Origin of the sequence: Streptomyces sp. NPDC014991 (genome assembly GCF_043080665.1) — a bacterium.
In the GTDB taxonomy this organism is placed as follows: domain Bacteria; phylum Actinomycetota; class Actinomycetes; order Streptomycetales; family Streptomycetaceae; genus Streptomyces.
In genome coordinates this window covers 73,751-94,389 of record NZ_JBIBVY010000026.1, presented here as the reverse complement: position 1 = coordinate 94,389, position 20,639 = coordinate 73,751, and the positions used below count along the sequence as shown (strand labels likewise).

The window sequence follows — 20,639 nt, the reverse complement described above, 5'->3', positions numbered from 1 at the left end:
GGGATCGGGTGATCCTGCATCTGCGGTTCGTGGAGGAGCTGACGCAGGCGCAGATCGGTGAGCGTCTGGGTGTCTCCCAGATGCATGTCTCGCGGCTGCTGTCCCGCACCCTCAAGCGCCTGCGCGAAGGGATGCTGGCCACCAGCTGACGGCCACGGACTCACCCGGCGCCCTTGAACACGGGGGCGCCGTCACCGTCGCCCCGCACTCGTCGGGTCGCCCGCGCCACCGCGTGCGGGGGCCGAGGGCTCCCGGTCCGCCGGGGAGCCGACGGCCGTGCGGGGCGTCGTGCGTCGACGGCGTCGCCGCCGTGTTCACCGCCCGTCCGCGCCTCCGGCCGGTTCCGGCGCGCATGCCCACAAGGCAGGCCACAGCCCCCCACCCGCGGGGGCTTTCCGCTTTCCCCCGTCCCCCGGCGGGCAAGTCGGGCCTGCTCGGCGCCCCTTCACCCGGCATTCGCCCAACGGCCCTGCCTCGCCCTCTTGTTGAACGGCGTGCGGTAGGGTACGTCCTGTTCGGTTTGATTTCCGGCCGGGGAGGGGCCATGGCTCAGCAGGAGCGAGCTGTCCGGACCCGGCGTGCTGTTCTCGAGGCCGCCGCCGGCGTCTTCGCGGAACGCGGATACGCGGCTGCCACCATCGCCGAGATCCTCCACCGGGCCGGCGTGACCAAGGGCGCCCTGTACTTCCACTTCGACTCCAAGGCCGCCCTCGCACGGGGTGTGCTCCAGGAGCAGATGAGGACCGAGTACCACGTGCCCCGGGAGCTGAAGCTCCAGGAGTGGGTGGACGCGGGCATGACCCTGGCCAAGCGCCTGCCCCAGGAACCCATGCTGCTCGCCGGTGTCCGGCTCTCCGCCGACCTCCAGGGCCACGACGTCCTCGGCAGTACCTGGCCGGCCTGGGCGCGGCTGACCTCGTGCGTCCTGACGGAGGCCAAGCAACGCGGTGAGGTCCTCCCGCACGTGGCGCCCGAGGAGACCGCCCAGGTCTTCCTCGGTGCGTGGATCGGCGTGCAGTTCGTCTCGCAGGCGGTGGCCGGCTGGGCGGACCTCGACGACCGTATGGCGGCACTGTACGACCACCTCCTCCCCTCGATCGCGGCCCCGGCCGTCCTGGTCCGGCTGGACACCGCGCCGGACCGCGGCGCCCGCGTGATCGCCGAGGTCCACGAGAAGTCGGCGGCCCTGGCCGGCGCCCCCGCCTGACCCGGCCCCACGCCGGAACCCCTCCCTCAGCCGTGTCCACGCCGCACCCGCCGCCTGATACCGAACCGCTGAGCCGGTTTTTCCGGAGGGGACCGCACGGTACGGAACGGCCGCCGTCCGAAGGGCCCGCGTCATCTGCCCGGTCAGGCACGCGGGACTCCGTCCGCCGCCCGGATCACTCTCAACCTCGCCCGTGCCGACTGCCGTTGGCGATCCGTTCACCTCTGGACGGCGTCGGACGCGGGCAGCGCGTCCGATGCGAAATCATGTGCGCGTGGTCACTAGGATGTGAGACCAAGACAACCAAGCGACCGGCCCGTGACCTGCGTGCCGGTCGGGGTCGCCGATGCCAGGGACCGCTCCCCGGGCTGCGGTGATCTTCCTTCCCAGGAGGACCCTCCGCATGTTCCGACGAATAGGCAACGCCGTCGTCCGTCATCCCGTTTGGACGATCGTGGCGTGGCTGATCGCCGCGGTGGCCATTGTGGCCACCGCTCCGAGTCTGCCCTCCAACAGCGACGAGAGCAGTTTCCTGCCGAAGAGTTACGAATCCATCAAAGCGGCACAACTCCAGGAGAGGGCGTTCCCCAGCGCCTTCACCCCGTCCGCGATCGCGCTCTACCAGCGCACCGACGGCGGCAAACTGACCGCCGCCGACCAGAAGGATGTCGCCCGGATCACCTCGGATCTGGGCAAGAAGCACATCGACCAGGTGCAGAAGGTCGTCCCCGGCCAGCCGTCCAAGGACGGCAGGTACGCCCTGACCCTGGTGCAGATGGACAGCAAGAACGCCGGCCAGCCCAAACAGGTCGACGCTGCCAGGGACTTGCGCGCGGAGGTCAGGAAACTGGCCAAGGGCACGCATCTCGACGTGAAACTCGGCGGCTCGGCCGCCCAGGCGCTCGACCAGGAGGACTCGTCCAAGCGCGGCCAGGCGCTGATCGGTATCGGCACCTTCGTGATCATCCTGGTGACGCTGCTGATCATCTTCCGGGCGCCGATCCTCGCCGTGCTGCCCCTGCTGCTGATCGGTCTCGTGTCCGCCGTCGCCAACGGGCTGATCGCCTACGCCACCAAGCTGTTCGACCTCCAGGCCAACAGCTCGATCTCCTCCATCCTGATCGTCGTCCTCTTCGGCGTCGGTACGGACTACTTCCTGTTCCTGATATTCCGGTACCGCGAAAGGCTGCGCGCCGGTGACGAGCCCAAGCAGGCCATGATCAACGCGGTCGCCCGGGTCGGCGAGGCCATCGCCTCGGCGGCCGGAGCGGTCATCATCGCCTTCCTCGCCCTCGTGCTGTCCACGCTCGGCTTCCTCAAGCAGATGGGCCCGGCGCTGGCCATCGCGGTCGCCGCCACCCTGGTCGCGGGCCTGACCCTGATCCCGGCCGTGGTCTCGCTCATCGGACCCAAGGTGTTCTGGCCCTCCAAGTCCTGGCAGAAGGAACCGGAGAACGCCCGCTTCGCCGCCCTCGGCCGTGGCGTGCAGCGCCGCCCGGCGCTGACCGCCGTGGTGTCCGGTCTCATCCTGCTCGCCCTGTCGCTCGGCACGCTCGGCTACAAGGCCACCTTCGACCTGGCTTCGGGCTCCATGCCCAAGACCAAGGAGTCCATGGTCGTCCAGGACGAGATGCAGAAGGCGTACTCGGCGGGCGCCGCGGCACCCACCGACGTCTACCTCTCCAGCACCGACGGCAAGCCGCTGGACAGGTCCGCCTTCGACGCCTACGCGCAGAAGCTCGGCGCCGTGGACGGTGTCGCGGCCGCCCGCATGACCCAGGTGAACAAGCAGGGCACCACCGCCGACTTCACCGTCACGCTCAAGTACGAGGCGTCCACGGACAAGGCCATCGACGCCGTGGGCCGGGTCCGCGACGTCGCGCACTCCGCCGCGCCCGGCGGCACCGAGGCGCTCGTCGGCGGCATGTCCTCGATCTTCAAGGACATCAACGCCGCGGTGAACCACGACTACCGCACGGTGTTCCCCGTCGCCGCCCTGCTCATCATGATCATTCTGGGGCTGCTGCTGCGCAGTGTGGTCGCACCCTGGTACCTGATGGCCTCGGTGGGCCTCGGCTTCGGTGCCACCCTCGGCGCCACCGTGTGGATCTTCCAGGACGGGCAGGGCCACTCGGGGCTGATGTTCATGCTCCCGGTGATCATGTACCTGTTCGTTGTCGCGATCGGCACCGACTACAACATCCTCATGATCGCCCGACTGCGTGAGGAGGCCCGTGAGGGCCGCGACCCCCGCGAGGCGGCGGGCATGGCAGTACGCCACGCCGGACCGACCGTGGCCGCGGCGGGCTTCATCCTGGCGGCGACCTTCGCCACGATGATGCTGGCGGGCAACTCGCTGCTCATGGAGATGGGCTTCGCCGTCTCCTTCGGTATCGCGGTCGCCGCGTTCGTGATGGCGATGTTCTTCACCCCGAGCCTCACGGCGCTCATCGGCCACGCGGCCTGGTGGCCGGGCCACGGAGACCGGGTGACGGTGCCGGCCGCCGGCGCGACCGCCGTTACCGACGGCTCCGCGCCGGTGCACGGAGACGAGGACCGGGACGCCACCCACGACCCGGCGGGTCGCCGCGGCTGACCGCGTCACCCACCGAAGCTCTGCCGGGCCGTACGGCCCACGGAAGTCCTGCCGGGCCGCACGCCCGGCAGGACTTCTTCGCGTTCGGCGGGCAAGCCGTGCCGGCGCTCCCGGGCGCCGACGCGGACGCAGGCGCCCCGCACCGGACACGGCCGTGCGCGGAAAGCTGGGGGCCACGGAAACCGTGACCGTAGGCGGTCAGTGCGCACCGCACGCCCGTGTGAGCCCTGTACGCGCCCCCGCCCGTGCGACAAGACTGCGCTCTCGGCGGGCAGTCGGCCGCGGTGCCGACGCCGGCCGTCCCAGTGACCAGGAAGGCAGGTCGGCGCCGTGCTGTTGTGTCTGCCCACGTCCGTGACGGAAGCGCAGGAATGCCTGGCCGAGGGGGCCGTGCCGATCGGCGGGGCGACGCTCGTGTGGGCGACGTGGCAACGGGACGGTTTCCCCGGCCTCGCCATGTCCCTGCGGGAGGTGCCGGAGGCCAACGTCCTGGGACGCGAGACCGTCGGTGGCGCCGTGCTCCTGCACCGGATCGACGCCCAGCAGCCGGACGTGCTGCGGCTGGCCGCCGCGACGATCGGGACCGGCGCCGTGCGGCGGACCGCGACGGTCGGGGGCAACCTCGTCGGCAGTACGCTGCGTTGCCTGCTCCCCGCCGCCCTCGTCCTGGATGCCCGCGCGACGGTTCTGGAGACCGACGGGATCCGCGAGGCGGACCTGGCCGAGGTCGTCGCCAAACGGCCCGTCCTGCTCAGCCTGCGCTGGCGCGCGCCGATCGCCTCCGCCTACCGCAAACTGCCCGGCGAGGCGGGCGGGCCGCCCCCTCTGGTCGTGGCCTCGGCCCTGCGTGCCGGTGACGGCGCGGACCGGCGCCTGCGCGTCGCCGTACGCGACGGCTACGACGTGCTCAGCGGGGACACCGCCGCTGACACCGACGCCGAAGAGGCCCTCGACGCACTGCGCGGCACGGCCCTGGGCGACCTGCCGGCCGTCGCCTGGCAGGTGGTCCGCCCGCAGGTCACCGGTCTGCTGCACGGCAACGCTGACGACCGAGCCGGCCCCGGCGCGCCGCAGCGGTGACTCCGCCGTGCGCCCCGGGAGCCGGGACGCCGCCGCACGGTCACGGCGTGAACCGGGCGGCGGCGTACGTCCGCGCAGGTGCAGAACCGTCCCGGACCCGCCGGCCGTTTGCCGTCTCGGCAAAGACGCTGGCCGCCGGCCGTCGCCCTGACCGAGCCTGACCGGGCACCGCTCCCGTACCCGGAAGGCACACCGTGACCGCGACGACGATCGCCCCGACCCCACCCCTCCTGCCGAGCAGCCGCAGACGCTGGACGGTGCTGGCCGTCTGCTGTCTGAGCATGTTCCTGGTCGGCCTGGACACCACCGTCGTCAACGTGGGCCTGCCCGCCATCGGCCACGGTCTGCACGTGGGAACCCGCGGTCTCGAGTGGACCGTGGACGCCTACACCATCGTCCTGGCCGGTCTGCTGATCTCCTCCGGCGCGCTGGCGGACCGGTTCGGGCGCCGGCGGGTGTTCCAGTGGGGGCTGACGGTGTTCGGCGCGGCCTCGCTGGCCTGCGCGCTGGCCCCGTCGGTGGGCACGCTCATCGCGGCCCGCGCGGTGCAGGGGATCGGCGCCTCCATGCTCAGCCCCGTGGCACTCGCCATCGTGGTCAACGCCATTCCCGACCCGCGGGAGCGGGCGCGGGCGATCGGCGTGTGGGCGTCCGTCTTCGGGCTCAGCACGGCCGCGGGCCCGGTCACCGGCGGCGCTCTCGTCGCGGGACTCGGCTGGCGGTCACTGTTCTGGATCAACGCTCCGGTCATCGTGGCCGCCCTCGTCCTCAGCGCGGTGTTCGTGCCGGAGTCCCGGGCGGCGAAGCCCCGGCGGCTCGACCTTCCGGGGCAGCTCCTGCTGACCGTGACGATCGGCCTCTGGGTCGGCGTCCTCATCGAGGGGCCGCGCATCGGCTGGACGTCACCCGCGGCGCTCGCCGCCTACGCCCTCGCCGTCGCGGCGACGGCGGGATTCGTGTGGGCGGAGTCCCGCCGGGCCGAACCGCTGGTGGACCCGGGCCTGTTCCGCGGGCCCGTGTTCAGCGGCGCGGTCCTGGGCGCCGTGGCGGTCTTCGCCGCGCTGAACGTGACACTGCTGCTCAACACCCTCTACCTCCAGCACGCCCGCGGCTTCACCCCGCTGGCCGCCGGTACGGCGACCCTGCCCATGGCGTTCGGCGCCACCGTCTGCGCACCGTGGTCCGGCCGCCTGGTCGGCCGTACCGGCCCGCGGCTGCCGCTGTGCCTGGCGGGCGGCTTCCTCACCGCCGGCGGGCTGTGCCTGACCGGGCTCGACCGGCACACCAGCGTGTACCTGCTGCTGTTCGCCTACCTGCTCATCGGCATCGGGTTCGGCTTCGCCAACGCGCCGATCACCAACACCGCGGTGAGCGGACTGCCGCCCGCCCGGGCCGGGGTGGCGGGCGCCGTCACGTCCACCGCCCGACAGCTCGGCTCCGCCGTCGGCATCGCCGTCGCCGGTGGCCTGGTCGCGGGCACCGGCCCCGCGGGACTGGCCCATGCCGCCCGCCCGGGCTGGCTGCTGGTCGCCGCCTGCGGCCTCCTGCTGCTCCTCGTGGCCCGCGCGTTTCGGCCCCGGCGGACCGGCCAGGAGCCCGGATCCGGCACACCGGCCGCCGCGCGGGCCCGCTGACGGACGCGGGTGTTTCGTCCGGCCCGGGGCGATGTGTCATGGTGGCCGGTATGGCGACACAGACGGACGTGGCCGTGCTGGTCGGGTTGCAGGCCTCGGGGAAGTCGACCTTCTGCACGCGGTGCCTGTCCGACCGGTACGAGCTGGTCAGCAAGGACCTGTTCCCCCAGAAGGCCAGGAACAAGCAGGGCCGGCAGATGCGGCTGCTGGCCGAGCACCTGGCGGCCGGACGGGCGGTGGCCGTGGACAACACGAACCCGTCGCCGCAGGAATGGGCTCCGCTGGTGGAACTGGCCCATGCCCACGGCGCGACGACGACGGCCTACTGGTTCCCGCCGGACGTGACCGGATCCCTGCGGCGCAACGCCGCGCGCGAGGGCCGCGACCGGGTCCCCGACGTCGGTGTCCTGGCCACCCTGAAACGGCTGCGCGAACCGTCGCCGGCGGACGGGTTCGACGCGGTGCACGAGGTACGGTTCGACGGCCGGGGCGGCTTCGAGGTGCGGTCCTGAGCCGAGTGCGCCCTTCGGCCCGGACCGTGCCGCCGGGCCGCTGCCCGAGAGCCGTCGCCCGGGTGCTGCGGTGATCTGGTGCTTGGCGCGGGGCGCCCGCGGACGGCCCGGGCCCAGCCGTCAGGGCAGGGTGCGGCACAGCAGGGCCGCGGGGCCGGGGCGGCTGCCCACCCGGGTGGTGAAGGCGATTCCGGCGGCGTACTCCGTCGCCGCGCACTGCCCCTTGGAGCTGCCGTACGCGAAGTCCCCGCCGGCCGCGTCGGCGGGACGGTTGTCGGACCGGTCGAACCACACCGTCCGCCCGGCACCCGACAGCGCGCCGCGTGCCGGGACGCACAGCGCCGTCGACACGCGCTCGCCGCGCAGCGCGTAGCCGATGAGGAACTCCCCTTCCGGGCACTGGTACTTGGTGTAGCCGGATGCCCAGTCCCCGCCGGCCGGCACCTGCCGCTCGTCGGTGACCACCGTCCGGCGCGCGTCCGCGGCGCGCAGGTCCGCCGTACCCGTGTCGGTGCACAGGCCGCGCCCGCCGGTGTGGCTGAGCCCGAGCAGTCTGGTGCCGTCGGGGCAGGCGGCCTTGTACGCTCCCGGGTCCCAGTCTCCCGCGGCGCGCACCCGCAGTGACGCGACCGCGTCACCGTGATCGGTGCTGAGCATGCGCCAGACGGGAACCGGCGTCACGGGACCGGCCTTGCCGCCCGGCGCGGTCATCAGGTGCTGCCATGCCGCGCCGCGCCAGTCGCCGGGGTCGAGGATGCCGGTGCGGTGCCCGGTGTCGTCGTAGCGCAGCAGTGCCCAGTCGTCGTGGCCCGCGAAGCCGACCAGCGGCCAGAACGCGAAGTCGGCGTCGTGCTCGGCGAGATATCCGGTGACGTTGCCGAACCAGGCCCGGGCCGTGGGGTTCGTCTCGCCCGACCCGATGCCGAACTCGCTCACCCACACCGGAGCGGTGTAGTGCCGGCCGCTCTCCTCCACGAAGAACGCCTCGTCGTCGAGGGTCGTGGCCAGCTCGGCGCGTGACAGGTCCTGGTAGCGGGCGTCGTGGGTCTCGCCGACGCCGGTGGCACCGCTGTGGTGCGGGCCGGTGTAACCGTAGAAGTGCGCGGAGTAGACGAGTTTCCGGGCGTCCACGAGCGTGTGCGACAGCGTGCGGGCGGGAGTGAGCACCGGCCGGCCGTGGGGGAGCCCGTCCACGGGCACCCCGGTCCAGTTGATCCCCTCGATGACGACGAGGAGGCGTGGGTCGCCCTCGGTGAGGATGCGGTCGGCGGCGGCCTGGGCCGCGCCGTACCAGTCGTGGTCGTCGCCCAGGCCCCAGTTGGGATCGTCCAGCACGTCGCGCCGGACCTCGTTGTACAGATCGGCGCCGACCACGCGCGGGACGGAGGCGTAACGGCGGGCCATGAACACCCAGTCGTCCGCCCACTGCCCGGTGGACTGCCCACTGTTCCACCGCTCGTTGCCGTCGATGCCGCAGCACCAGCGGGAGGTGTTGGTGTGGTTGTTGAGGACGACCGCGAAACCGCCCCGGCTGAGCGCGTCCACCACGGCGTCGTACACCTCCAGCGGTGTCCTGCCGCGGAGTCGGGGATTGGCCGCGACGGCGCTGTCCGGGACGGCAGCCGTACGGTGGATCATCTCGTTGGAGAACGGCAGCCGGATGGTGTTGATCCCCGACTGCCGGAAGTCGGCGAGGAGTTGGGCCAGTGGTGCGCGGTCCAGACCGAGGGGGATGCCGTGGGAGTCCTGTCCGGCGTGATGGTTGGCGGGGTCGGCGGCACTTCCGCTGCCGCTCCAGGACCCCTGCGCGCCGTCCCAGTTGGCGCCCTTCAGCCGGAAGCGGTCGCCGTGCGCGTCGACGATGTACCGGCCCCGGGCCGACAGGGGCGCTTCCCAGTCGGCGGGGTCCGCCGCGTCGGCGGCGCCCCCGGCCACGGCGGAGCGCGGTGGTACGGCGGCGGCCGGCGTGGCCAGGGTGGTGGTGAGGGTGGTGGCGGTGGTGAGCATGAGACCCGCGGCGGCGACGGCGAACCGCAGCACGGCTGGTGGCATCGGCATGAGGGGCTGCCTTGGGTCGGAGGCATGGGGAGCGGGGCGACGGGCCGGCGGCCCCGGCCGGGGCCGGGGCCGGAAGGCGGACGACCGGAGCGCGGCCGGCCCCGGACGGTGCGCGAGCCTTGCGGAGAACGCTCCAGGTCACGGGGAAGCCGCGGAACGGATCAAGAAACGTGCGGCGGACGTCAGCCGAGGACCTGCTGCGTGACCACGATGTGTCCGGCGTCGGGGTTCAGGCTGCCGCCCAGCCGGCCGAACGCGCCGTCGGTGAGATCCAGGCACTTGGGTTCCTGCGGGGTCTGCGCGAACGTGCCCCGGTCGTTGATCCGGACCACCAGCGACCTGCCGTTGGCGACGTTCGTCACCTGGACCCGGGTCCCGAACGGCAACTGGGGCAGGCGGCTGAGCGAAGTGGCCGCCGTGTCGGCGTTGTTGTCGAAGACCTCGCCGCTGGCGGTCAGCGCGCCGGGCGGTTGGGGGCCGTAGTGCGTCGCCCAGCACTGCTCGCCGGCGGCCTGGGCGGGGGAAGCGGTGAGCAGGCCGGCCGGTACGGCGAGGGCGACGGCGAGTGCGGCCTGTAACAGTGCGGAACGGGTGGGGGGTTGTACGGCCACGGAGAAGATCACAGCCTTTCGCGGTCGACGGATGTAAGGACGGGCCGCACCCGGCTCGCTGCCCCGGGTGCAGGTCCGCCCGGCATCGGAACGTAAAAGGTCTGAACCACAGCCGTCAAGGTGTGAACTGGCCGCTGGCGCACGAGACTTGTGATGTCCGGAACGTGAAGGCAGTCTTCGTACGGCGATGAGGAGGCTGTTCGGATGACGAAAGTCCGCTGCCTGCCTGCCGACGCAGCCGTGGTGAGGTTCCGCCCGCGCACGGCCGCCTGCGTGTACCTCGCCTACGCGGGGCGGGGGAGGCGCTCCGCCAGCGTGGCCGCGAACTCCTCCACCCGGGCCGGCCGGGTGCGCAGATCCCTCACCCGCTGCCGGGCGGCGTGTTCGAAGTCGCGGACCCGCTCCAGCAGTGCCTCGCGGGGGAGTCCGGTGCCGCGTCGAGACGGTCGGTGGCCTCCGGCAGGGCACGCCTCAGGCCGAGGCTCGTGTCCGTGGGCACCTTCGACTGGCACTCCGTCGCCCCGAGGACGCTGAGGCGGATGCCGGCCGGGGAGATCACGGCCATGCTGATCACCGTCGTCCGTGTGGCCGCCACCCACAACCTCGCCATCGGTGTCGTCGTCGGCCCGGTCCACTACGCCACCGACCCCGGCAAGGCCGTCATCGACCTGACGGCCGCGCACATCTGGGCCGCTTCCTCCGTGGCCGCCCCGGGCGCCATCGAGACGAAGTACGCCCAGCGCGGCGAGACCGCCGAGATCATCGGTCTGAACGAGGCCGGGCGCCCGCATGCACGGGGCGCCCGGCGGCGAGCCGGCCGGCAGCCACTGGGCCGAGCGGGCGGCCGGCTCGGTCGCCGGAGCGGCGACGTCCCGTCGTTCACCCTCTCCCCGCGACGCGGATACGAGCGGCAGGGCGACTCCGGCCCACCTCTCGGCCCACGCCGCGGCCGGAGCACGCGCACCGCCGCTCGTCGCGGAGTCCCCGGCCGGCGGCGTCAGTCGCCCGTGAGGACGACCAGCTGCCGGGTCGCCCGGGTCATCGCCACGTAGCGATCCACCGCTCCCTCGATGCCCTCGCCGAACCTCTCCGGGTCGACGAGGACGACCAGGTCGAACTCGAGTCCCTTCGACAGCTCGGGGGTCAGGGAGCGGACGCGCGGCGTCGCCCGGAACGTGGGATCGCCGATGACGCAGGCGGTCCCCTCCGCGTGCGCGGCGAGCCAGCCGTCGAGGATCGCGTCCAGGTCGGCGGTCGACCCGTGGACGACGGGCGCGCCGCCGCCGCGGATGGACACCGGCACGTTGGCATCCGGCAGCACGGCCCGGATGACCGGCTCGGCCTCCGTCATGATCTCCTCGGGCGTCCGGTAGTTGATGCTCAGGGGTGCCACGGTGACCCGGCCGAGCCCGACCCGTGCCAGCCGTTCCTGCCACGACTCCGTGAACCCGTGCCGGGCCTGGGCGCGGTCCCCGACGACGGTGAAGCTCCGGGACGGACAGCGCAGCAGCAGCATCTGCCACTCCGCGTCGGTCAGTTCCTGCGCCTCGTCCACGACGACGTGTGCGAACGGGCCGGCGAGCAGGTCCGGGTCGACGGTGGGCAGGGCGCTCCGGTCGACGAGGCTGTCCTTCAGGTCCTGGCCGTGCAGCATCATCACCGCGCCCTCACCGTCGTCGTCCGCCCTGAGCAGGCCCTCGACGACGGTGGACATGCGCTCGTGCTCGGCGGCCACCGCGGCCTCGTGCCGGCGCCTGCGCCGCGACGCCTCCGGGTCACCGAGCCGCTGCCGGGCCGCGTCCAGGAGCGGCAGGTCGGACACCGTCCACGCCTGGGCGTCCGCGCGCTGCAGGCGCTGTACGTCGTCCCGGTCCAGCCAGGGAGCGCACATCCGCAGGTAGGCGGGCACCGTCCACAGGTCACCGACGAGGTCGGCCGCCTCGAGCAGCGGCCAGGCGCGGCCGAACGTCGTGAGCAGCTCCCTGTTCTGCCGCAGCGCCCTGCGCAGCAGGGTCTCCGAGACGTCGCCGGGGTGCTTGTCCACCAGCATCGTCAGCAGCTCTTCCCAGACCTGGTGACGGGCGTCGTTGTGCGGCGTACCGGGCTCCGCCGCATCGAACGCCACGGCCCAGTCGTCGGCGGTCAGCCGGATCTCCGACCAGGGGGTGACGACCGTCATCCCCTCGGCGGGCGGTTCCTCGTAGAACCGGACGGCCTTCTCGATCGCCCGCACCATGTCCGCGGAGGACTTCAGCCGGGCCACGTCCGGGTCGGTCTCGACGGTCGCCGCCGCCCCCTCGGCGACGAGGTCCCGCAGGATGCAGGTCTGCACACCCTCCTCGCCGAGACTGGGCAGGACATCGGCCACGTAGTCCAGGTACGGCCGGTGCGGACCGACGAACAGCACGCCGCCCCGGCGGTGACCCAGGCGGGGGTCGGAGTACAGGAGGTAGGCGGAGCGGTGCAGGGCCACGACGGTCTTCCCCGTGCCCGGACCGCCGTCCACGACGAGAGCGCCGCGGGACCCCGCGCGGATGATGGCGTCCTGGTCGGCCTGGATGGTGGCGAGCACGTCCCGCATCCGGGCCGAGCGGTTGCCTTCGAGGCTGGCGATGAACGCGGACTGGTCGTCGAGCGCGGCGTGCCCCTCCAAGCCGTCGGCGGCGAACACCTCGTCCCAGTAGTCGCTGATCCGGCCGCGGGTCCAGCGGTAGCGGCGGCGGCTCGCCAGTCCCATCGGATTGGCGTGCGTGGCCCCGAAGAAAGGCTCCGCCGCCGGCGAACGCCAGTCGACCAGCAGCCGGCGTCCCGAGCTGTCGGTGAGGCCGAGCCGTCCGACGTACACGGGCTCGGGGTGGTCGGTGCTCACCATGTGCCCGAGGCACAGGTCCAGGCCGAAACGGCGCAGGGTGCGCAGGCGGGCGGTCAGCCGGTGGATCTCCGCATCCCGGTCCATCGCCTGGCGGCCCTTGCCGCCGGGCGCCTTCCGCTCGGCCTCCAGACGGTCGGACAGTTCGGCGACCGACTGCTCGAGGCACTCCGCGATGGCCGCGAAGTGCTCCTCGTCGCCACTGATCAGAGCCGGGTCGGCCTTGGAGGACAGGCGGTCGGGAAGGTCGAACGCGCCGAGGGCCAGGGGGTTCACGCATCAGCTCCGATATGAGATCGCTTGCGGCCATGACGACACCCGGTGCCGCGAGAAACCGGTTCAGGCCGGTCATTCTGCGGCACGACCGGGGCCTTGCCGCAAGGCCCCCGATCGGCTATATGTTGAGAGTGGCAAGGAGTGGGTGACCTCCTTGCCTTTTCTTTTTGCCCGTCTCCGTCCGGAACCCGGTCCCGTCCCCGTCCGGAAACCGGTGACGAAGCCAGGGTACCGAGCGTCCCTCTGAACGATCTTGGTGTAGGGACCCGGCTTCGGGATACCCGCGTCACACACCCCGCCCGACGCCGCCGGACGCGCGGTGGCGGAGTGCCGTCATGCGAACGCGGCCGGCCGGGGTTCGAGCGCCGTACGCGTACGGACAGACCGGGTGTCCGGCCACCCGACGCGAGCAGGACCCGAAGGATCCCGAGAAGACCCGAGACAAGGAGAACACGCATGTCGCAGGTGGAGGAGTCCATCGAGGTCGACGTCCCGGTCCGCACCGCCTACAACCAGTGGACCCAGTTCGAGACCTTCCCCCAGTTCATGGACGGCGTCGAGCGCATCGAACAGCGCACGGAGACCCTCACGCACTGGGTGACCAGGATCGACGGTGCCACCCGCGAGTTCGACGCCGAGATCACCGAGCAGATCCCCGACGAGCGCGTCGCCTGGACCACCGTGAGCGGCGAGGCCAAGCAGGCGGGGGTCGTCACCTTCCACCGTCTGGACGAGACCCGCACCAAGGTCATGCTGCAGATGAACTACGAACCCCACGGCCTGGCCGAGACCGTCGGCGACAAGCTCGGCGTCGTCAAGCGGCAGGTCACCGGCGATCTGGCGCGATTCAAGAAGTTCATCGAGGCCCGCGGCGGCGACGAGACCGGCGCCTGGCGCGGCGAGGTCTGAGCCACGCAGGTGAGGCCGTACCCCGCACCCTGCCGCACGGCGGGCGTGGGCACCGGTCTCGCGTCCGGCCGTCGTACGGGCATAACCCCGGCCGGCCGGGCAACACGCGGTGGCAACGGCGGGCAACCGCGCGACGAGGAGGGGACAGGGCCATGGCGGTCACGCGGCACGAGGCGTTCGCGATCAGCTTCGCGGCGATTGCAGGAGCGGGGACGGCCGTCGCGGCCGTCCGCTGGTGGAACCGCCGCCGGCCGCGGCCCTACCCCCACCGGCCGGGTGAGGACCGGGTGGAGGAGCTGCATCTGGCCTTCCAGGACCCCTCGGTCCCGGCGTCCGACGCCCCGGAAGAGGCACTGCACCGGTACTGGAGCCGGTTGCAGCCGCTCGACCTGACAGCCGAGAGGGCGGACGCGCTGCCCGCGCTGCCGCCCGAATGAGAACACCGGGAACAGCGAGGCACCGCTTCATCACCGTCGGCCGGATGAAGCCGGGCCATCTGCCCTGCACTGCTCTGTTCGGGGTACTCGCAGGCTCTCCGGGGGCCGGGCGCCGACGGCGTCTTCGGCCCGGACACAACGAGTGACGGGAGGTGATCGTCATGTCGGATACACAGTTCCACCAGGAGGCAGGCCGGCAGGCGCCGGGTTCGGAGCCGGTGGGCGAACTGGTACAACGCGCGTCGCAGCAGCTGACGGAGCTGGTGCGGGGCGAACTGCGCCTGGCACAGGCGGAGATGAAGGACAAGGGCAAGCGGTACGGCAAGGGCGGCGGACTGTTCGGCGGTGCCGGACTGGTCGGGTTCCTCATGCTCCAGGCCCTCGTGGCCACGGTGATCGCCGCACTGGCGGTACCCCTGCCGGTGTGGGCCGCGGCCCTCATCGTCACCGCGGTCCTCGGCGTGATCGCCGCGGTGATGGCGCTCAAGGGGAAGAAGGAAGTCGCCCAGGCCGCGCCGCCCGCGCCCCAGCAGACGATCGAGAACGTGAAGGCCGATGTGGCCGAGATCAAGGAGAGTGCGCACCGATGACCCAGCCGCCGCATGACGAACCGACCGCTTCCAGCCAGGAGGAGCTGCGGGAGCAGGTCGAGCACACCCGTCAGGAGTTGGGGGAGACCGTGGAGGCGCTCGCGGCCAAGGCCGATGTCAAGGCCCGCGCCCAGGAGAAGACCGCGGAGGTCAAGGAGCAGGCCGTCGCGAAGGCCGGTGAGCTGAAGGAGCAGGCCTCGGTCAAGGTCGGTGAGGTCAAGGCCCGGGCCGCCGAGGCGGCGGCCCGGGTGCAGGAGAAGCTCCCCGAGCCGGTCAGGGACAAGGCCTCTTCGGCGGCCGAGCAGGCCCGCGCGAAGGCCGCCGAGGCGGGCCGGCTGTGGGAGGAGAAGGCCCCGGAGCAGGTGCGGGTGAAGGCGGCCCAGGGCGCCCGGATGGCCCGGGAGAACCGTACCTGGCTGATGGCGGCCGTCGGGGCGGTCGTCGTGGTGGGGCTGCTCTGCCGCCGCCGCAGGGGATGAACCCGTGACGGCGACGAAGGGGTGGCAGCCCGCCGCCGCGCGGGCCGGCACCACCACCACCACCACTCGCCGCCCGACCGGACACCGGGCAGACTGACCCGCCCCGTACGGGGGGCACCGGCGACACCGTGTGAAGCCGGCGCCCCCCGCGCTCCCGGCGCCGTACACACCGAGCCGTCCCGCAGCCGGCCGCCCGGAAATCACGTGCACGGCCACCGGCCGGGACGGCCGGCGAGCCACGGCCGGGCTGCCGTGCCGGACACTGAAGAAGGACACGGGAGGTGGCGGATGGTGGCGGACGTGCGTGCGCAGCTGGGCAGGGCCCTGTTCCAGCGGGTCGCGGGTCCCGACGGGGCGGTCACCCGCGCCCGGATCCACCGGACACCTGGCCCGCGCTGGTTCGGCCCCGACCGTCCGATCCGGACCGTGCACGGTGACGCCTCGATGTTCGTCGGCGGGATCAGCGCCCTGCTGCTCCAGTCGCTGCACCCGCGCGCCATGGCGGCCGTCGCCGCCCACTCCGGTTACCGCGGCGATCCCTGGGGCCGGCTGCAACGCACCAGCACCTTCCTGGCCGTGACGACGTACGGCACCGCAGCGGACGCCCAGCGTGCGGTCGACCACGTCCGCGCCATCCACGAACGGATCCGCGGCACCACGTCCGACGGCCTCGCCTACCACGCCGCCGACCCGCACCTGCTCGGCTGGGTGCACGCGGCCGAGACGGACAGCTTCCTGCGAGCCCACGCACGCTTCGGGGCCCACCCGCTGGACGCCGCCGGATACGACGCCTACGTCGCCGACACCGCCCGGGTCGCCGAGGCACTGGGTGTGACCGACCCGCCCCGTGACCGCCGTGCCCTGGCCGAGCGCCTCGCCGCCTACCGGTCCGAGCTGCGGGCCGCCGCGGAGGCCCGCGCCGCCGCCCGCTTCCTGCTGCTGCGGCCTCCGCTGCCCCTGGCGGCCCGGCCGTTCTACGCGGGGCTGGCCGCGAACGGCGTCGCGCTGCTCCCGTCCTGGGCCCGGAACATGCTGTGGCTGCCCAGGCTCCCCGTGGTGGAGGACATCGCCGTTCGCCCCACGGGCCACGTGCTGACCCGGACCATCCGCTGGGCCATGACGCCGCCGCCGTACTCGCGCACGGACTGATCGGGCCGGCCCGGCCCCGCCTCAACGCCGGATGCGGTGCTTGCCGCCGCCCCGGCGGAAGCGCATCGCGGCGTAGACCAGATCGACGACGAGTACCACGGCGCCGATGATCAGGAGATAGAACAGGCCGTGCGCGGCGACTCCGATGATGCCCAGGACGACGGCCACGAGGATCAGGAACAGGAACAGGCTCATCGGGTCTCCCGGCGGCTCGTGCGTCAGCGGCGGGCCAGGCGTCGCTCGCCGCCCGCGCCAGGTGCGTAGGGCAGTTCGTAGTGGGCGAAGACACCCGGTTCCTCGGTGGCGGTCAGCTCACCGTCGGTGTCGATCGCCGGGGCCTTCCTGACGGTGTCCTTGCTGTGCGCGACCTTCAGGTATCCCGGGCCCACCGTCGCACCGGTGAGAGGCACGAAGGCCAGCCGGCGCCGAGTGGGCAGGCCTACGGTCACGGTGGCGAAGAACGGCTGGTCGGTGCGGGTGTCCACGTACACCGACTCCAGTACGCCGATCTTGTGACCGCCCGGGTCGACCACGTCGTGGCCGCGCCATTCACGGATATCGGATGCCTCGAACATCGCAACCTCCTCTGCGGGGGTACCCACCATGACGCCGGTGATGTCGGCACCGCCGTCGGCCGCCGCCCTCGTGGTGATCAGAAGGCGTACCGGATGCGCAGCCAGGGGGCGTGGGCCGCCACGAGACCGCGCACGGCGTGTACGGCCTCCGCCTTGACGTGGTTGGTGTAGCGGACGTTCGACGCGCCGTTCTCGGAGCGTTTGCCCTGTTGCAGGGCGGGCTGCCAGAGCAGCTCCTCGGCACGCGGATGCCAGCCGAGATTGACCTCGTGCAGCTCCCGGTTGTGCGTCAGCATGATCACTTCGGCGGCTGCCTGCCGTTTCACCCGGTCCGGCAGGACGTCGTCCAGCTGTTGGAGCACCTCGGTCCAGGCGTCCTGCCAGCCGGGGCGCAGGACCACGGGGGAGAGGTTGAAGTGGACCTCGTAGCCCGCGTCGAGGAAGTCCGCCGCGGCGGCGATCCGGTCGGCCACCGGTGAGGTGCGCAGGTCCAGCAGTCGGGAGTCCGCCGCGGGCATCAGCGAGAAGCGGATCCGGGTCCGGCCGCGCGGGTCCAGCGTCAGCAGGTCGGGATTGACGAACTTCGTGGCGAACGACGCCTTGGCCGTGGGCCACTGCCGGAAGGACCGCACGAGGTCAGCGGTGTTGTCGCAGATGAGGGCGTCCACGGAGCAGTCGCCGTTCTCGCCGATGTCGTAGACCCAGGCCGAATCGTCGCACTGGTTGGGTTCCGGTTTGCGGCCCTGACGGGCGATGTGCCGTGCCAGGTGGGCGATGATGCCGTCGATGTTGGTGAAGACGGTGATGGGGTTGGCGTACCCCTTGCGGCGCGGCACGTAGCAGTACGCGCAGGCCATCGCGCACCCGTTGGACGGGCCTGGGGCGATCCAGTCGGCCGACCGGCCGTTGGGCCGCGTGGTCAGCGTCTTCCTCTCGCCCAGGACCAGCGTCTCGCCCTTCACCCGCACCCAGCGCTCGACGTTGCCCTCGTTGCCGTGCAGGCCCGGGATGCGCCAGTGGGACTGCACCTCGATCACCTCGGCGGCCGGGAAGCGGGCGAGGATCTGACGGCCGCGCGGGGAGGCGGCGGCGGCCGGCTCCGCGTAGACGGCCCGCACGGGCAGGAGGCGGCGGGCCGCGGGGGAGTCGCGGAACGGAGGGCGGTCGTCCTGCGGCCGGCCCCCGCAGGCCGTGCCGCCGTGCCCGGGCGTGCCGTCCCCGCCCGGCGCCGCAGGGGCGTCCAGCGCGTCGAGACCGAACAGGGCGTCGGAGGCGTCGTCCGGTGCGGAGGGGTACCTCATGTGCGCTCCGCTCGGGAAGTCGGGGGTGGCGGCCTCACACCACTGTAGGCACGCGCCGGACGTACGGGCGCGGGCCCAGGCCGTCCGCCGGGTCCCGGGCGTCGACGGCTCCGGCCTCCCCGTCGCCGGCCGGACCGGTCTCAGCCGTCGTCGAGGGGATCGTGCCCCCAGTTCATCAGCGAGTGGCGCCAGCGCGTGTCCCGCACGTCCCCGGAGGGGCGCTGCGCGAGGTGGCGCCGGATGTAACCGGTCACCTTGCGCATGTGCGCGTAGTCCGCGTCCGAGAGGTCGGTCTTCTTCTTGCGGAGGATGTCCACGATGGCGCGGCCGGAGGCGTGCCCGGTGGACTCGCCCCCGTCCTTGTGCTGTCCGGCCGCCCGGGAGTCCTCGGTCGCCAGCCACTTCTCCAGTGCGGAGGGCGACATGTTCACCAGTTCGCCGAAGGAGTCCAGGGTCTCGCGGTGCTCGTCCTCGCCCGCCACGGCGGCGCTACTTCTTCTTCTTGAGGGCCGACGGCTTGTGCACGGCCGTACGGCCGGACTTGTCGCTGCGCACCTCGTACTGCGGGTCGTCCGGTGAGGCGTCCACGGTGCGGCCCGCCGCTTCGGTCCGCTCGGTGATCTTCTTCTCCACCGTGCCCGAGGTCTCACTGCCGTGACTGCTCCAGGCGACCTTGTCACCCTTGGACGGCTCGTTCTTCCCGGAAGAGTCCTTCGCCCTGGCCATGGTCGTACTCCCGCCGTGAGGTGTCCGTTGTCGTCTCGCAGTACCACCTTGCGGGCGGGGACCGCACTCCGCACGCGCAGGCGGCGGGCGCCGCCGGCGACCGCCGGAAACCCGGCCGCTCATCGCCGGAACCAGGCCGCTCATCTGCGTTGCAGCCGTCTCCGCGGAGCATCGGTTGCTTATTGCTGAGCCATCTGGGAAGTCGGAGGTGCACAGCCCGCCGTCCGCACCGCCGGCCCGGCGGGGTCGGTTCGGGGCGAGGCGGCCAAGCGCCCGCCCGTCAGCTCAGGGAGTACCGTGACCGTTCGCATCGGAGTGGAAGAGGAGTTCCACATCGTCGAGGTGGAGACGGGCCTGCTCGTACCAAGGGCCGACACGGTGCTGGAAGATCTCCCCAGACAGATCTTCACGACCGAGTTGCAGCAGGCGACCGTGGAGTCGAACAGCGGCGTGCACACGTCCCTGGACGACCTCTACGGCGACGTCATCAGCACCCGGCGCCGGCTCGACGCCGCCGCCTCCGCCCACGGTCTGGCCGTGGTGGCCGCCGGTACCGTCCCGCTGGCCCGTACGGCGGACATCCACCCCACCGCCGGCTACCGCTACCGCCACATGGTCGACGAGTACCGGATGGTCGCCGACGAGCAGCTGATCTGCGGAGCCCACGTCCACGTCGACGCCCCTGACCGCGACCTGACCGTACGCATCATGTGCGAGGTCGCACCGTGGCTGCACGTCCTGCTGGCGCTGTCCGCCAGCTCCCCGTTCTGGCTGGGCGCCGACACCGGCTACGCCAGCTGGCGGACGATGCTCTGGCAGCGCTGGCCCACCGCCGGACCGGCCGGGTGCTACGCCGACGCGGCCGAGTACGACACGGCCGTGCAGGACCTCATCGGCTCCGGTGTCATCAGCGACGCGAAGATGATCTATCACGACATACGGCCCTCCGCGCATCAGAAGACCATCGAGCTGCGCATCTGCGACGCCTGCCCGCGCGCCGAGACGGTCGTGCTGATCGCCGGCCTGTTCCGGGCCCTCGTGACCGAGGCCCGTGAGCGGCTTGAGCGGACCGGGGTCCCTCCCTGCCAGGGCCGCCACGAGTGGCTGCGCGCCGCCGCCTGGCGGGCCGCGCGCTCCGGCCTCGAAGGCGTCCTCGTCGACCCCCGCACCCGCCAGGAGGCGCCCGCGGCCGAGGTCGTCCGGAGCCTGCTGCGCCGGGTCCGCCCGGCCCTCGAGGCCGCCGGCGACTGGCGGACGGTCCGAGAACTCGCGGAGCGGGCGCTCACGGACGGCAGCGCTGCACACCGCCTGCGCCGCACGGCCGCGGACCAGGACCTGCTGGCCTGCACCGACCTGGCCATCGCGGAGACCCGCGGCGCCGCCGGCCTGCGCCGCCGGACCGTCACCGCCCCGGCCCGGCCCGTTCCCGGCATCGGTCTGCCCGCCGAGGACGAGGTTCCCGGTCCCCACCCGGCACCGGTCGCCGGCGGCTGACGCGGACGAAGAGCGCCCTCACCCCAGCCGGCCACACCGTACGCACCCCCGTTCCCGAAGGAGATGCACCACCATGTCAACCAGCCCCGACCAGATACCGACGGGCGGGTCCGCGCACACCTCACCACCGCGCGAC

At 72.6% G+C, this 20,639-nt stretch carries 20 protein-coding genes and 1 pseudogene; 13 read left to right on the top strand and 8 right to left on the bottom strand.

The features are described from left to right. The 6 genes from ACF1BE_RS30630 to ACF1BE_RS30605 form a co-directional block, all read left to right on the top strand. On the top strand, positions 1-149 hold a 149-nt coding region (locus ACF1BE_RS30630; RefSeq protein ID WP_392202261.1), incomplete at its 5' end, for a sigma-70 family RNA polymerase sigma factor. Positions 150-544: 395 nt separating this feature from the next. Next, positions 545-1,207 carry a ScbR family autoregulator-binding transcription factor gene (locus tag ACF1BE_RS30625; RefSeq protein ID WP_392202258.1) on the top strand — a complete coding sequence of 221 codons (663 nt, stop codon included), beginning with the start codon at positions 545-547 and terminating at the stop codon, positions 1,205-1,207. Between the two features lie 403 nt (positions 1,208-1,610). Continuing rightward, on the top strand, positions 1,611-3,803 hold the full coding sequence (locus tag ACF1BE_RS30620) for an MMPL family transporter (RefSeq protein WP_392202257.1): 2,193 nt from the start codon (positions 1,611-1,613) through the stop codon (positions 3,801-3,803). A 330-nt stretch (positions 3,804-4,133) separates the two neighbouring features. Further along, positions 4,134-4,883, top strand: a complete 750-nt coding sequence (locus ACF1BE_RS30615) for an FAD binding domain-containing protein (RefSeq protein WP_392202256.1) — start codon at positions 4,134-4,136, stop codon at positions 4,881-4,883. A gap of 194 nt (positions 4,884-5,077) precedes the next feature. Beyond that, entirely contained in the window at positions 5,078-6,517 is a 1,440-nt protein-coding gene (locus tag ACF1BE_RS30610) for an MFS transporter (protein ID WP_392202255.1), read from the top strand. Positions 6,518-6,567: 50 nt separating this feature from the next. Then, complete coding sequence (locus ACF1BE_RS30605; RefSeq protein ID WP_392202254.1) at positions 6,568-7,029, top strand: AAA family ATPase; 462 nt, start codon at positions 6,568-6,570, stop codon at positions 7,027-7,029. Positions 7,030-7,149: 120 nt separating this feature from the next. Here ACF1BE_RS30605 and ACF1BE_RS30600 read toward each other — a convergent pair whose 3' ends face one another. Both ACF1BE_RS30600 and ACF1BE_RS30595 read right to left on the bottom strand, forming a co-directional pair. Next, positions 7,150-9,087: a cellulase family glycosylhydrolase gene (locus ACF1BE_RS30600; RefSeq protein ID WP_392202253.1), complete on the bottom strand. Its 1,938-nt coding sequence runs from the start codon at positions 9,085-9,087 to the stop codon at positions 7,150-7,152. A gap of 182 nt (positions 9,088-9,269) precedes the next feature. After that, positions 9,270-9,698 (bottom strand): septal ring lytic transglycosylase RlpA family protein, encoded by a 429-nt coding sequence (locus ACF1BE_RS30595; protein WP_392202252.1) that lies wholly within the window; start codon positions 9,696-9,698, stop codon positions 9,270-9,272. Between the two features lie 482 nt (positions 9,699-10,180). Between ACF1BE_RS30595 and ACF1BE_RS30590 the strand changes: the two are divergent. After that, positions 10,181-10,526: pseudogene (locus ACF1BE_RS30590) on the top strand (sodium-independent anion transporter); the annotation flags it as partial. 169 nt (positions 10,527-10,695) lie between these two features. On the opposite strand, the gene helR reads toward ACF1BE_RS30590, so the two are convergent. Then, positions 10,696-12,843, bottom strand: a complete 2,148-nt coding sequence (gene helR, locus ACF1BE_RS30585) for an RNA polymerase recycling motor ATPase HelR (RefSeq protein ID WP_392202251.1) — start codon at positions 12,841-12,843, stop codon at positions 10,696-10,698. A 456-nt stretch (positions 12,844-13,299) separates the two neighbouring features. On the opposite strand from helR, the gene ACF1BE_RS30580 reads away from it, so the two are divergent. The 5 genes from ACF1BE_RS30580 to ACF1BE_RS30560 all read left to right on the top strand — a co-directional run bounded on the left by ACF1BE_RS30580 (position 13,300) and on the right by ACF1BE_RS30560 (position 16,407). Continuing rightward, entirely contained in the window at positions 13,300-13,752 is a 453-nt protein-coding gene (locus ACF1BE_RS30580; RefSeq protein WP_392202250.1) for an SRPBCC family protein, read from the top strand. 152 nt (positions 13,753-13,904) lie between these two features. Further along, positions 13,905-14,189 (top strand): hypothetical protein, encoded by a 285-nt coding sequence (locus ACF1BE_RS30575; protein ID WP_392202249.1) that lies wholly within the window; start codon positions 13,905-13,907, stop codon positions 14,187-14,189. Between the two features lie 161 nt (positions 14,190-14,350). After that, on the top strand, positions 14,351-14,779 hold the full coding sequence (locus ACF1BE_RS30570; RefSeq protein WP_392202248.1) for a phage holin family protein: 429 nt from the start codon (positions 14,351-14,353) through the stop codon (positions 14,777-14,779). Continuing rightward, the gene (locus tag ACF1BE_RS30565) at positions 14,776-15,258 is read left to right on the top strand and encodes a DUF3618 domain-containing protein (RefSeq protein ID WP_392202247.1); all 483 of its coding nucleotides are present in this window, start codon (positions 14,776-14,778) and stop codon (positions 15,256-15,258) included. Before ACF1BE_RS30570 ends, ACF1BE_RS30565 begins: the two co-directional genes overlap by 4 nt. 288 nt (positions 15,259-15,546) lie before the next feature. Next, entirely contained in the window at positions 15,547-16,407 is an 861-nt protein-coding gene (locus ACF1BE_RS30560) for an oxygenase MpaB family protein (RefSeq protein ID WP_392202246.1), read from the top strand. A gap of 21 nt (positions 16,408-16,428) precedes the next feature. Here ACF1BE_RS30560 and ACF1BE_RS30555 read toward each other — a convergent pair whose 3' ends face one another. The 5 genes from ACF1BE_RS30555 to ACF1BE_RS30535 form a co-directional block, all read right to left on the bottom strand. Then, a complete protein-coding gene (locus ACF1BE_RS30555; RefSeq protein ID WP_392202245.1) occupies positions 16,429-16,602 on the bottom strand; it encodes a hypothetical protein in 174 nt (57 codons plus the stop codon). Positions 16,603-16,625: 23 nt separating this feature from the next. Further along, positions 16,626-16,982 carry a PRC-barrel domain-containing protein gene (locus ACF1BE_RS30550; RefSeq protein ID WP_392202244.1) on the bottom strand — a complete coding sequence of 119 codons (357 nt, stop codon included), beginning with the start codon at positions 16,980-16,982 and terminating at the stop codon, positions 16,626-16,628. A 77-nt stretch (positions 16,983-17,059) separates the two neighbouring features. Beyond that, on the bottom strand, positions 17,060-18,283 hold the full coding sequence (locus ACF1BE_RS30545; RefSeq protein ID WP_392202243.1) for a spore photoproduct lyase family protein: 1,224 nt from the start codon (positions 18,281-18,283) through the stop codon (positions 17,060-17,062). A 140-nt stretch (positions 18,284-18,423) separates the two neighbouring features. Further along, a complete protein-coding gene (locus ACF1BE_RS30540) occupies positions 18,424-18,765 on the bottom strand; it encodes a DUF3140 domain-containing protein (RefSeq protein ID WP_392202242.1) in 342 nt (113 codons plus the stop codon). Positions 18,766-18,772: 7 nt separating this feature from the next. Further along, the gene (locus ACF1BE_RS30535) at positions 18,773-19,009 is read right to left on the bottom strand and encodes a DUF2945 domain-containing protein (RefSeq protein ID WP_392202241.1); all 237 of its coding nucleotides are present in this window, start codon (positions 19,007-19,009) and stop codon (positions 18,773-18,775) included. A 297-nt stretch (positions 19,010-19,306) separates the two neighbouring features. Between ACF1BE_RS30535 and ACF1BE_RS30530 the strand changes: the two genes are divergently transcribed. Then, positions 19,307-20,503 carry a glutamate--cysteine ligase gene (locus tag ACF1BE_RS30530; RefSeq protein ID WP_392202240.1) on the top strand — a complete coding sequence of 399 codons (1,197 nt, stop codon included), beginning with the start codon at positions 19,307-19,309 and terminating at the stop codon, positions 20,501-20,503. The last annotated feature ends 136 nt before the right edge of the window (positions 20,504-20,639 follow it).